The sequence below is a fragment of the Mycobacterium sp. D16R24 genome (assembly GCF_002013385.1).
Lineage (GTDB): Bacteria > Actinomycetota > Actinomycetes > Mycobacteriales > Mycobacteriaceae > Mycobacterium.
The window spans coordinates 100,190-112,341 of sequence record NZ_MAEV01000026.1 but is presented as its reverse complement, the minus strand read 5'-3'; the positions used below and the strand labels follow the sequence as shown (position 1 = coordinate 112,341).

Genomic DNA, 12,152 nt, shown 5'->3' with positions numbered 1-12,152 from the left:
GCATTAATCGTAAGGTACCGGTCGACGGTAGGAGCCAAAATGGCAACCAGCTGCTCCCTGGTGAGAGCAACCAGGGGATCGATCTTGAGGGCGTATCGCAGGAGCGCGGTCCCGACCATTGAGGTGGCCGCCAGCGCGAATCGCGTCCACTCCTCGGGCCCCCGCCTAACTCCTCACTGACCGCGGCCAGCACGTAGTTCCGCATGAACTCACGAAACACGCGATGTACATCGTCGTTGGTGGTGGCGGACCGCTTGCATCCAAACAGGAACCGGAGCTGGTCTCCACATGAGGTGCCGACAGGAATTTCGTGATTCCCCATACACCTGCACCAACCGTTACCGGCAAACACCATTACCGCATACCCACCCGGCCTGTAGTGGCGAAAGCATGCAAAATCGGCAAATCCCAGCACATGATTGTACCGCCGCGGAACTGCTCCCTCTCCGATCTGACCTCACGCAGTCCCAGACGGGCCGGGAACTTCCCTCCTAGACTGGCGTCTCGGTAGGCAGGACCCCGGAAAGGTGAGGCAACAGAAGCTCGTGGGCCTTGAGGACGTCGAAGCGCTGCACGACTTGGTCGGCGGGGTCGAGCTATCGGGGGAAAAACTTGTCAGAAGCTTCTATAGCCGCTGGTTCGCCATCGACCCCACCGTCGGCGATCTCTTTCCCGCCGACATGTCCTCGCAACGCGAGCATTTCCGTCAGGCACTGCAGTTCGTACTCTGGGAGATGGCGGCATACCGCACCGAAGGCCTGGTCAACTTCCTCGCCCAGCTAGGTCGCGATCATCGCAAGTTTGGGGCCACCGACAGCCAGTACGGCACCATGCGTCAGGCCTTGCTCGACACCACACGTGAGGTGCTGCAACCGATTTGGGACCAGCGGATGGAGGCCACCGCCACCGAGGTCTACACGGTCATGATCGAGGTGATGCGCAGCGCCGCCGCCTCGGATAGCGGCCAGCCTTGGTGGGACGGGAAGGTCATCGAATACCACCGAACCTCAAGAGATCTCGCCTTGATCAGGCTGAAGCTCAACGCGCCCATGAACTACCACTGCGGACAGTACGTTCATGTGCAGGTACCGCAGAGTCCGCGGAGCTGGCGCTATCTCAGCTTGGCCATTCCACCGGATCCTGAGGGCTACATCGAATTTCACGTTAAGGCGGTACCCGGCGGACTTGTCAGCGGCGATATGGTCAACAAGACCAAGGTGGGCGACACTTGGCGAATTTCGCCGCCGCTCGGCGCGCTGTCGGTGAACCGTGACGGTGGAGACGTACTGATGGTGGCAGGCAGCACCGGTATCGCACCGCTGCGGTGCCTCATCATGGAGCTGTCCCAATGGGCCGAGAATCCACGGGTTCATCTGTTTTACGGGGCACGCTATCCGCAGGAACTCTATGACCTGTGGACACTGTGGCATATCGCCTCGATGAATCCGTGGCTGTCGGTCACACCGGTCACCGAATACCCACGAAACCCGGACTGGGCCAACGAATACCACGATCCGACACCACCCCGCGGCCTCCATGTCCGCCAAACGGGGCTGCTCTCCGAGGTGGTAACCGCCTATGGGGGTTGGGGTGACCGCCAGATTCTGCTCGGCGGCTCGGCATCGATGATCCAGGCCACCAAGGAGGCCCTGGTCTCAAAGGGGGCCGATGCCTCCAGGATTCAGCACGACCCGGTCTAGCGTTGCTGACGCGGCTGCCAGACCACCACAGCGGTGCTCTTGGGAATGATCGCGACCTCGCGACCCGATGTCGCCGCACGCAACTGGGCTACCTCGGCCGCCAATTCGGACAACTTGGCCTGCAGGGCCTCTACCTGGTTGGTCAGTTCGATAACCCGCTTGATACCAGCGAGATTGACACCCTCGTCCTGTGACAGGCGCTGCACTTCGCGCAGCAGATCCACATCACGCTGCGAGTAGCGCCGACCTCCACCACTCGTGCGCTCCGGCCTGACCAGCCCAAGCCGGTCGTAGGTACGCAGCGTCTGCGCGTGCATTCCGGCGAGCTCGGCGGCCACCGAGATCAGGAAGGTACGAGCACCCCGCTCCGGATGGCGGCGGGACGTCATCGCGCACCCGCCCAGCCGGCCCGCGGATCGAATCCGCTCGCCTTCTCGGCCACCTGGTAGCGCTGCAATGCCTCCAGGGCACTGTCTTCCAGCTTCGAGGGCACCGCGACCTTGACGGTGACCAGCAGATCGCCGTTACCGCCCGCACGCTTAGGGATACCGCGGCCGCGCACCCGCAGGATGCGCCCGTCGGAGGTGCCCGCAGGCACCTTCACCCCGACACGGCCCTCCAATGTGGGGACGGAAACCGTGGCACCCAGAGCTAATTCGGTGAAACTCACCGGAACGGTGAGGGTCAGATCATCCCCGTCGCGGGTGAAAACCTTGTCGGGCCGCACATGCACGGTGACATACAGGTCACCGGAAGGAGCGCCGCGCAAACCGGCCTCACCCTGTCCGGCCAGCCGAATACGTTGTCCGTCGTCGACTCCCGGCGGAATCCGCACGGTGATGGTGCGGGTGCGAGTGGTCACCCCGGTGCCCTGGCAGTCCGTGCAAGGGTTCTCGATGATCGAGCCCGTACCGCGGCAGTCGGCGCATGGTTCGGAGAAGCCGAAAGCACCCTGGTTGCGATTGATGACTCCGCTGCCGTTGCACGCGCCGCAGACCTTCGGGCTGGTGCCGGGGCGAGCACCGCTGCCGTGGCAGGTGGTGCATGGCGCCGGACTGGTGAGCCGCAGCGGAACCGACACGCCCTTGCACGCCTCGACGAAGTCGAGCTGGGTTTCGGTCTCCAGATCGTTTCCGCGGCGCGGACGACTGGCACGCGGCTGCGCACGCTGCCCGAATAGGCCACCGAACAAGTCGCCGATTCCACCTCCACCGGAGGTGTCGGCATTGCCGAAGAGGTCATTCAGGTTGAACTCGGCGCTATTGCTGCCACCGCCGAATCCACCGCCACCGCCAAATCCGTTGTCGCCAAACCGCCGTCCGTACCCACCACCGGCGAAGAGCCGACGGGTCTCGTCGTACTCCTTGCGCTTGGCCGTATCCGACAACACATCCTTGGCCTCGCTGACGGCCTTGTAGCGATCCTCGGCGGCCTGGTTACCCGGGTTGCGGTCCGGGTGATTCTCGGCCAGCAGCTTGCGCGCGGCCTTCTTGATCTCGTCTTGGGTCGCGGTGGAGGAGACGCCGAGCTCCTTGTAGAAGTCCTTCTCGACCCATTCACGTTGCGTCACCCGACATCACCTCCTTCGCGTCCATCGGGTCGTGCTGTGCAGTTCTTACTCTGATTCTGTCTTGGATTGCGTATCGGGATCCCCAAATTCGGATCCTGTTTCGGGCTGACCCTGCGCCGTGTCGCCGCTTTCAGGCGCGGCCGGATCTTTCGGACTGCCGTCGGTCACCACGACCATCGCGGTCCGGAGCACCCGATCACCCATCTGGTAGCCCTTACGCAGTACCGCAGCCAACACGGGGTGGCCATCCTGGCCATCGTGCTGAACCGCCTCGTGTAGCGAGGGATCGAAGTCGTCCCCCTCGGCACCGAATGTCACCAACCCCAGCCCTTCAAAGGCTGCGGTCAGCTTGTCCGAAACACTGCGCAGCGGACCTGCTTCCAGGTCGCCATGCTCCCGCGCGCGGTCGAGGTCATCGAGCACACCCAGCAGCTGAGTGACCACGGATGCCTTGGCCGAATCGATGACGGCCTGCCGATCCCGTTCCACCCGCTTGCGGTAGTTGGCGAAATCAGCGTGCGCACGCTGCAGGTCGGCCGTCAGTTCGGCCACCTTGGCGTCCACATCCGATTCGCCCTCGGAGGCCGCGGCCCCGGGTGCCGAAGCACCCGGTTCCGCTGTGGCAGCCCGCTTTTCGGGGTTGGATGTCGCCGACCCCGCGGCTCCGGCCACCTTTGCCTCCTCGCGAACCGCGCCGGTGTTGGGATCGATCCGGCGCTTATCGGTAACGGTCACCGGTTCGCGCTCTTCATCCCGATCTTGCCCACCTGACGGGGTCACTTGCTGTCCTTCTCCTCGTCAACGACCTCGGCATCCACGACATCACTGTCCGCGGAGCCTGCGCCACCTTCGGCACCGGCGCCCTCGGCCTGAGCCTTGGCGGCCGCGGATTCGTAGATGGCCTGACCCAGCGCCTGTGACTGCTCGCCGAGCTTCTCCATGGCCTCCTTGATGGCGCCGATATCGGTGCCTTCCAGTGCCTTCTTGGCATCGGCGATGGCGTCGTCGACCTTGGCGAGGGTCTCGTCGGAGACAACCTTCTCGGCGCCTTCGGCGGGCTCACGCTGCTCCTTGACGAACTTCTCCGTCTGGTAGACCAGCGACTCGGCCTGGTTGCGGACATCCGCCTCTTCGCGACGCTTCTTGTCCTCGTCGGCGTGCGCCTCGGCGTCCTTGATCATCCGGTCGATCTCCTCCTTGGACAGGCCTGAGCCCTCCTGGATCTTGATCGTGTTCTCCTTGCCGGTGCCCTTGTCCTTCGCGGTCACGTGCACGATGCCGTTGGCATCGATGTCGAAGGTGACCTCGATCTGCGGCACACCGCGCGGGGCCGGCGGGATGCCGGTCAACTCAAAGGAGCCCAGGAGCTTGTTGTGCGAAGCGATTTCGCGCTCACCCTGGTACACCTGGATCTGCACCGACGGTTGGTTGTCGTCCGCCGTGGTGAAGGTCTCAGACCGCTTGGTGGGGATGGTGGTGTTGCGCTCGATCAGCTTGGTCATCACGCCGCCCTTGGTCTCGATACCGAGGGACAGCGGGGTGACGTCCAGCAGCAGAACGTCTTTCACCTCGCCCTTGAGTACACCGGCCTGCAGCGCGGCACCCACGGCGACAACCTCATCGGGGTTGACGCCCTTGTTGGGCTCCTTGCCGCCGGTCAGTTCCTTGACCAGATCGGTGACTGCGGGCATGCGGGTGGAACCACCCACCAGCACCACGTGGTCGATATCGGCTACGGAAACGCCCGCGTCCTTGATGACCGACTGGAACGGCTTGCGAGTGCGGTCCAACAGATCCTGAGTGATCTTCTGGAACTCGGCCCGCGTCAGCTGCTCGTCGAGGAACAGCGGGTTCTTGTCCGCGTCCACCGTGATGTACGGCAGGTTGATCGAGGTGCTCTGCGAGCTGGACAGCTCAATCTTCGCCTTCTCTGCAGCCTCGCGCAGACGCTGCAGAGCCATCTTGTCCTTGGTCAGGTCGATACCGGCGCTGGCCTTGAACTTGTCGACGAGCCAGGTCACCACACGCTCGTCCCAGTCGTCACCACCGAGGTGGTTGTCACCGGAGGTCGCCCGCACCTCGACGACACCGTCGCCGATTTCCAGCAGCGACACGTCGAAGGTGCCACCACCGAGGTCGAAGACCAGGATGGTCTGTTCCTTCTCGCCCTTGTCCAGGCCGTAGGCGAGCGCGGCCGCAGTCGGCTCGTTGACGATGCGCAGCACGTTCAAGCCGGCGATCTGGCCGGCTTCCTTGGTGGCCTGACGCTGAGCGTCATTGAAGTACGCCGGCACGGTGATGACGGCGTCCTCGATGTCCTCACCCAGATAGGCCTCGGCGTCGCGCTTCAGCTTCTGCAGCGTGCGGGCGCTGATTTCCTGGGGGGTGTAGTTCTTTCCGTCGAGTTCAACGGACCAATCGGTGCCCATATGCCGCTTGACCGAACGAATGGTTCGGTCAACGTTAGTCACCGCCTGGTTCTTGGCAGGCTGCCCGACCAGCACCTCGCCATTGCGCGCGAACGCAACGACAGACGGGGTGGTGCGAGAGCCCTCCGAGTTCGCGACAACTACCGGGTCGCCGCCTTCGAGGACGGCGACAACGGAGTTGGTGGTCCCGAGGTCGATTCCGACCGCACGAGCCATAGTTCATTCCTCCTGTTGTATTGCTAATCTGCCTATCCAGAGCTTCAGTGATATCCACTCAAGTTTGCCTTGCCCGAATCGTTTCGTCAAGCCATAGTTGAGCCTATACGACTCAAGTTCAACATACGGCTCAACGGGTCACTGCCCATATTTGTTCCCACGGCTCCAAGCTGGGGTTTTGGTCACCCCGCTGCAGCCGATTCTCTGGCCCCGCGGCATACACGGGGCGCAGACTAAAGCCATGGACACCGCCGTCGATGAGATCGCAGATGGCGTCTTCCGGTTCTCGACCTGGATCCCGGATATCACCGAGCACGGCTTCACCTTCAACCAGTTTCTGCTCACCGGCGACCAACCGTTCCTCTTTCACACCGGCCAGAAATTCCTCTATCCGAACGTCTCCCGGGCTGTGTCACGCGTCATTGCGCTGGAGTCATTGCGCTGGATCTCGTTCGGTCATGTCGAGGCAGACGAATGCGGCTCGACGAACCAGTTCCTCGCCGCGGCCCCGCACGCCGAGGTCATTCATAGTCCGTTGGCGTGCATGCTCTCGCTCAACGACATGTGCGACCGGCCACCCGTCGCCGTGAGTGAGGAGGCGCATGACATCGGCGGGCACCGTCTGAGGTTCCTTGCCACTCCGCATATCCCCCACAACTGGGAGGCCGGGCTCTGGTTCGATGACGTCACCGCGACACTGTTCTGCGGAGACCTGTTCACCCACACCGGGCAGGGCCCGGCGCTCACCGAATCCGACTGCGTGGCGCCGGCCTTAGCGGCCGAGGGGGTCTTCCACGCGACCGGCCTGACCACCACGCTGACGCCGACGCTTGATCAGCTCGCCGACCTTGGACCGACCACGCTCGCCATCATGCACGGATCGTCGTACGCGGGTGACGGGGCCGCGCAGCTACGCTCACTGCGGGACGGATACGCAGAACTCGCGGAGCGCGGGTAGCTCAGCGTCCTCTTCTGACGGCATACGAACTCAGCGCCGCGACAACCACAATCAGCGCGATGCCACCCACCAGCGGCCATATCCCGACGTCGTCGACCATACTCACCAGCCAGATCTGCACCTCGCTCGCCGCGTTGATCACCGGATCGTCGGCGCCCCCCTCGCCGAAGTTGAGCCGGATCTCGTAGTAGCCGTAATAGGTGACGTACAGACCTGTCAGCAGCACGATCACCCCGGCGATGCGTCCCACATAGGGCAGGACCTTCCGCATCGTGGTCTGTACCGAATTTCCCAGCAGCGCAACTGCTAACGCCGCGACACCGACGGTCACCGCCATACCCGCGCCGTAGGCGATAAATGCCAGTACCCCCGACACGATGGACCCCTGTTTGAAGGTGGTGCTGATGACTGCCAGGAACGGCCCCACGGTGCAGGACAGCGATGCCACCGCGTAGGTGAGCCCATAGCCGTACATCGAGAGCAGTGAGGCTGTCGGCGTCCCGCCGGAGACCCTGGGCAGCACAACGGTGAGCTCGCGCCCGGATAGCAACCAGATCGACAGCGCCACAAGCGCAATACCGATCACTACAGTCGCGAAGGGCATGTACCGGCCGGCCGACGCGACCACCGGCGAGATGACAAGCCCAAAAATCCCGAACACCGTCAGGAACCCGGCTGCCATCGCCACGGTCGCGGTCGCCGCCCGGGCAACCGCCGTCAGCCTCGACGTCGTGCCATCGCTACCGGCTATCACCAGCCCGAGATAGCCCGGAAGAAACGCGAAGCCGCACGGATTGAGCGCGGCCACCAGCCCGGCTCCCAATGCGAAAGTGAGTGCTGCAGTATCAATCACGTCAGTACCGCAGCGTCAGCGCAGCTGCCCGATTCTCTCGTCGAGCTCTGGTCCCGACAGCGGGCTCTTGACCACCTCGGCCGTGCCTTCAGATCCCAGGAACGCGAAGGCCGGCTGGTGGGTGACGTCGTACAGTGCCCACACCTTGGCATCGGTGTCTGCCAACTGAACAAAGGTGAGGCCGTACTTGGCCACGAAATCGCGCATCGCGGACACCTGGTCTTGTGCGGCCACACCCACAAAGGTGACATCCGGATGCGCGATGGCTGCCTTCTGCAGATCGGGGGCTTCCTTCTGGCACGTCGGGCACCATGGCGCCCAGAACCACAGCACCGCCTTCTTTCCGGTAAGGCTGCTGCCGGCGAAGTCGGCCCCGTCGATGGTCTTGGCATTGAAGTTCAGCAATCGCGAGGATTGGGCCTGCGAGCTACCGGAGGACGTCTCATTTTTCTCGGCTCCGGAACAACCGACCAGCCCCATACCTAGAGCCAGAACCAATACCGCCATGACCGAAACCGCAACGCGTGATATCACTTTCCCTCTTCTCACCGCATACCCGCCAACTCACGCAGATCCGTGTCCACCCACCGTAACGATCGGTACAAGTCGCCGGCACCCGGGATGGGACCTTACGTACGCTGGCGGTCATGGACTTCCGGGTATTCGTTGAACCGCAGCAGGGCGCCACCTATTCCGATCAACTGCGCGTGGCACAAGCCGCAGAACAGCTGGGGTTCACCGCGTTCTTCCGGTCCGATCACTACCTGGCGATGGGCGGTGCCGACGGGCTACCCGGCCCCACCGACGCCTGGGTGACACTCGGGGCCATCGCCCGGGAGACGACCACCGTCCGGCTGGGCACCCTGGTCACGTCGGCCACCTTCCGGCATCCCGGACCACTGGCCATCACCGTCGCGCAGGTCGACGAAATGAGTAGCGGCAGAGTCGATTTAGGCCTTGGCGCAGGGTGGTTCAGCGAGGAGCACGAGGCGTACGCGATTCCCTTCCCGCCGTTGGGCGAACGGTTTGACCGCCTCGAAGAACAGCTCAACATTCTCACCGGACTGTGGACCACACCCACCGGCGACACCTACTCCTATGCGGGCAAGCACTACACGGTGACCGACTCCCCCGCGCTGCCCAAGCCGGTGCAGGAGCCGCATCCGCCCATGGTCATCGGTGGTCTTGGCGTCAAACGCACTCCGGCTCTCGCCGCTCGATTCGCCGCCGAATTCAACCTGCCTTTTCAACCCGTCGACGTCATCACCGATCGGTACGCGCGCGTGGCACAGGCGGTGGAAGCCGCTGGACGGCCAGCGGATTCGATGATCTACTCGGCGGCCTTCGCGGTCTGCATCGGCGACACGGATTCCGATGTCGCCCGCCGCGCGGCGAACGCACGCCGCGAAGTGGACGAGATCACCGAGAACAGCCCGCTCGCGGGCACACCCGATGCCGTGGTGGACAAGCTGGGCGCCTACGTGGACGCCGGTGTCCAGCGGGTCTATGTCCAGCTGCTGGATATGCAGGATCTCGATCACCTGGAGTTCTTCGCCTCGACGGTGATCCCGCAATTCGGCTGACTTTCTGGGTTAGGCTCCGCACCTGATGAGTGAGCACCAGACACCGAACGCTCCCGATGACGACGAGAGCTACTTCTCGGGGTTGATCGAGGAGAGCGAGAAGCCGACATCCTGGTACCGAACCGGACCGGCAATCGTAGGCACCATCGCCGCGATCATCGCCATCGTCGCGGTGCTCATGACGATCGTGTTGTCCACGGATAAGCGTGTGGTCAACGACAACACGCCCTTGACCTCGACACCGAGCACCACCACTACCGAACCATCCTCCGAGTCCTCGACGACCGCCCCCACCACGGCCGAGCCGTCGTCGGAACCGGTGGTGTCCGCACCGACGTCCGAGTCCACGTACGACGAGCCCCCGTCGGCCACAGAGTCGCCGACGTATCGGTACGAAGCACCCCCAATTCCGTCGCCACCAGCCATTCCGCCGATCCCGCCGATACCTCCAATCCCCCAGATTCCGGCTATCCCGCACATCCCCGGGCTTTAAAGGAAGTTGGGTTACGCTCCGCACCATGTCTTATCCGGAGCCGCCAGAAGACCCGACAATCTACAACGAGCAGTACCACGACCAGGGACCCGACCAGCCCAATCCTTGGTACAAACAGCCGGCAGTGCTCATCGCGCTAGCGGGCGCGGGTGTGGCCGTCATCGCCGTGATTGCCGCACTGGTGATCACCAGCAGCGACAAGCCAGCCCCTGCCGGGAGCACCTCATCGGTCTCGTCGACCACAAGCTCCGCACCCGCGGGTTCCGGCGGCGGCCACGAGGGCCACGGCGGTCACGGCGGAAACACTGGCGGCGGCGATTCGACGGTGACCGAGACTCAGACGGTTTCGGAATCGCCCACCAGCCAGGACACGACAACCACCGAACCGACGACGACCACAACGACGACCACTACCGAACTGACAACCACCACGACTCAACCGACAACCACGACAACGCAGCCCACAACAACCACCGGCAGGTCAGTAGTTATCCCGATTCCCGGTGGCGGCAACGTTCAAGTGCCGGTTGGGGGTCAGTGAGCCACCCGTATCCCGGGCGGACCAGAAATCCCGCCGGGCGGCCCGGACAGACCACGGTGCGTCTGTCCGGGACTGCTCGGAGAGTTCTCTTTCCACAGATGGCCTGCCGCGCATAGCGCAATCACGAACGACAGCACACCGATCGGAATAGCCCAGATGCGCCGCGTATCGAGCTTGGCCGCGCACTGATCGTGGTAATTCGTCGACTGGTTCGCGGCGGAGCTGATCTTGTCCAGCTCTGCCGTGCGGGTAAGTCGGGGCCCGACAGGCATACCGCATGTCACCGACTGCGATCCGCCACCCGTATCGACCTGAATCGACACCGGTGTCAACAACACAGCCATCGCAATGATCGTCGCGATACCGCATACGCCTGAAAGGACTCCGCGTCCGTGCATACCCCGGACGCTACGCCGTCAAGGGCACGCCTTGATGGTGATTCGGTATCCGAAGCGACAAAAAATTGGCCGCAAATTTCAGCAGGCGGTGCTCTTAGCGGTCCGGCAGATCGGTGCTGCCACATTTCGCAGAACCTGCTGGTCGTCGGCGTCTACCCAGGGCGAACCGCCGGCACCGGTGATGGCGTTTGTCACGGTCAGTTCGGCCACCGTCCCGGTGCCCGGCGGCGCCACGACGTATAGCCGGTACTGGGGTCGCTTGCCGCCCTGCGCCGGCAGGATCACGGTGGCCGCATGCCCGTTGGGTAGGTCGGTCACCGTCACCTGAGCGCCGACGGCGTTGAAGCAATGATCCAGCCTGGCGCGCAGGGACCGATAGACGGTCGAGGCGTATTGATCGGTCACCGAGGTGTCGCCGGGCCAGTGCGCGATCACCTGCACTGCGGTCCATCCGGACTCGTCCGAGCTCACCGACGACGACGCCGATTCGGGCGATTGCGGCAGACTCTCTCCCAGCGAGAAGCAGAGATTCGCCGACCAGAAGGCCGGGCGGTCAACCGAGGTTGCGTTGCGCGCCAAGGGAGCCCAGTGTGCGACGTGGTCCATGGGAATGTCCCGCGGGTTGGTCCACACGGTGTCGGGCAAGGGCTTCGGCTCCGCCACCGCCGGCACCGCAGTGCCCACGCAGGCAACCACGGCCATCGCCGAAACTGCCCGCAGCCACCCGCGCATCGTCACACGAAATCCCGCCTTAGCAGGAGCCCTTGCACAACGGCTGGGCGAGCGCACGCAAGACCGTCGCATCATCGACGGGCTTCCACGGCGAGGGCTCGCGGCCCGTGCGGGGCACCGTGACCGCAAGCTCCGAAACGGTGCCCGACTCCGGCGGTACCACGTTGTAGATGTGCACCTCGCTGGTGGGGTTGTCGCGCTCCTTGCCAACCAGCAGGGTCGCCGCAAAGCCGTACCACGAAGGCGCAGGGCGCAAGTCGACGCTGATGACGTCACCGACTCCCGGGCAGTAGTTGAGCTGAGACCGAATAGCGCTCTGGAAGGCCGAGGCCCCATCGGTGTTTCCTTCGGGCCACTGCCCCGCCGCCTGCACCACGGACGCCGCGGTGCCGGAGGCGGCCTGCGTGGCGATGGCTGACGCCGGCGGCAGCACGTCCGCCGACGTGGTGCCACAGAGCCGCATGCTGAGGAAGGAAGCCCGGCCTGTTGCGGTCGGGTTGGCCGCTGACCAGTGGTATTCGCCGTTCATGGGAATCTCGCCGGGGCTTATCCACACACTGGCGGGCACGGGCCTGGATGCGGGCCCGGCCGGATTGGGGGTGGGATCGGCCGCCGCCGTCGCCGTGCTGAATCCGGCCGCGAGGACCCCGGTCGCGGCGAACAGACGCATCATCATGTG

14 protein-coding genes and 1 pseudogene are annotated in these 12,152 nt (G+C 64.0%); 5 read left to right on the top strand and 10 right to left on the bottom strand.

Annotated features, from left to right (window positions below):
- Window positions 1-149: pseudogene (locus tag B4383_RS27480) on the bottom strand (TetR family transcriptional regulator); the annotation flags it as partial.
- 396 nt (window positions 150-545) lie between these two features.
- Here B4383_RS27480 and B4383_RS21310 point away from each other — a divergent pair.
- A complete protein-coding gene (locus tag B4383_RS21310; RefSeq protein ID WP_078293190.1) occupies window positions 546-1,700 on the top strand; it encodes an FAD-binding oxidoreductase in 1,155 nt (384 codons plus the stop codon).
- On the opposite strand, the gene B4383_RS21305 is transcribed toward B4383_RS21310, so the two are convergent.
- The 4 genes from B4383_RS21305 to dnaK are packed head-to-tail and all read right to left on the bottom strand — an operon-like array spanning window position 1,697 to window position 5,915.
- Entirely contained in the window at window positions 1,697-2,089 is a 393-nt protein-coding gene (locus B4383_RS21305; RefSeq protein WP_078293172.1) for a helix-turn-helix domain-containing protein, read from the bottom strand. The two genes, B4383_RS21310 and B4383_RS21305, sit on opposite strands and share 4 nt — an antisense overlap.
- A complete protein-coding gene (dnaJ, locus tag B4383_RS21300; protein WP_078293171.1) occupies window positions 2,086-3,270 on the bottom strand; it encodes a molecular chaperone DnaJ in 1,185 nt (394 codons plus the stop codon). The genes B4383_RS21305 and dnaJ overlap by 4 nt, the downstream gene beginning before the upstream one ends.
- Window positions 3,271-3,315: 45 nt before the next feature.
- Window positions 3,316-4,050: a nucleotide exchange factor GrpE gene (gene grpE, locus B4383_RS21295; RefSeq protein WP_078293170.1), complete on the bottom strand. Its 735-nt coding sequence runs from the start codon at window positions 4,048-4,050 to the stop codon at window positions 3,316-3,318.
- Entirely contained in the window at window positions 4,047-5,915 is a 1,869-nt protein-coding gene (dnaK, locus tag B4383_RS21290; RefSeq protein WP_078293169.1) for a molecular chaperone DnaK, read from the bottom strand. The genes grpE and dnaK overlap by 4 nt, the downstream gene beginning before the upstream one ends.
- 241 nt (window positions 5,916-6,156) lie before the next feature.
- Here dnaK and B4383_RS21285 point away from each other — a divergent pair, with 241 nt between their 5' ends.
- Window positions 6,157-6,873, top strand: coding sequence for an MBL fold metallo-hydrolase (locus B4383_RS21285; RefSeq protein ID WP_078293168.1), 717 nt, complete (start codon window positions 6,157-6,159; stop codon window positions 6,871-6,873).
- 1 nt (window position 6,874) lies between these two features.
- On the opposite strand, the gene B4383_RS21280 is transcribed toward B4383_RS21285, so the two are convergent.
- Both B4383_RS21280 and B4383_RS21275 read right to left on the bottom strand, forming a co-directional pair.
- Window positions 6,875-7,726, bottom strand: coding sequence for a cytochrome c biogenesis CcdA family protein (locus B4383_RS21280; protein ID WP_078293167.1), 852 nt, complete (start codon window positions 7,724-7,726; stop codon window positions 6,875-6,877).
- A gap of 15 nt (window positions 7,727-7,741) precedes the next feature.
- Window positions 7,742-8,233 carry a redoxin domain-containing protein gene (locus B4383_RS21275; protein WP_078293166.1) on the bottom strand — a complete coding sequence of 164 codons (492 nt, stop codon included), beginning with the start codon at window positions 8,231-8,233 and terminating at the stop codon, window positions 7,742-7,744.
- A 140-nt stretch (window positions 8,234-8,373) separates the two neighbouring features.
- Between B4383_RS21275 and B4383_RS21270 the strand changes: the two genes are divergently transcribed.
- From B4383_RS21270 to B4383_RS21260, 3 genes are read left to right on the top strand one after another with little or no spacing between them, the layout of a single operon-like run.
- Window positions 8,374-9,309: an LLM class F420-dependent oxidoreductase gene (locus tag B4383_RS21270; protein WP_078293165.1), complete on the top strand. Its 936-nt coding sequence runs from the start codon at window positions 8,374-8,376 to the stop codon at window positions 9,307-9,309.
- A 25-nt stretch (window positions 9,310-9,334) separates the two neighbouring features.
- Window positions 9,335-9,802: a hypothetical protein gene (locus tag B4383_RS21265; protein WP_078293164.1), complete on the top strand. Its 468-nt coding sequence runs from the start codon at window positions 9,335-9,337 to the stop codon at window positions 9,800-9,802.
- A 58-nt stretch (window positions 9,803-9,860) separates the two neighbouring features.
- The gene (locus B4383_RS21260) at window positions 9,861-10,343 is read left to right on the top strand and encodes a hypothetical protein (protein WP_078293189.1); all 483 of its coding nucleotides are present in this window, start codon (window positions 9,861-9,863) and stop codon (window positions 10,341-10,343) included.
- On the opposite strand, the gene B4383_RS21255 is transcribed toward B4383_RS21260, so the two are convergent.
- The 3 genes from B4383_RS21255 to B4383_RS21245 all read right to left on the bottom strand — a co-directional run bounded on the left by B4383_RS21255 (window position 10,337) and on the right by B4383_RS21245 (window position 12,149).
- Window positions 10,337-10,741: a hypothetical protein gene (locus tag B4383_RS21255; protein WP_078293163.1), complete on the bottom strand. Its 405-nt coding sequence runs from the start codon at window positions 10,739-10,741 to the stop codon at window positions 10,337-10,339. The two genes, B4383_RS21260 and B4383_RS21255, sit on opposite strands and share 7 nt — an antisense overlap.
- Before the next feature lie 78 nt (window positions 10,742-10,819).
- Window positions 10,820-11,473: a hypothetical protein gene (locus B4383_RS21250; RefSeq protein ID WP_078293162.1), complete on the bottom strand. Its 654-nt coding sequence runs from the start codon at window positions 11,471-11,473 to the stop codon at window positions 10,820-10,822.
- Between the two features lie 19 nt (window positions 11,474-11,492).
- The gene (locus tag B4383_RS21245; protein WP_078293161.1) at window positions 11,493-12,149 is read right to left on the bottom strand and encodes a hypothetical protein; all 657 of its coding nucleotides are present in this window, start codon (window positions 12,147-12,149) and stop codon (window positions 11,493-11,495) included.
- Window positions 12,150-12,152 lie beyond the last annotated feature (3 nt).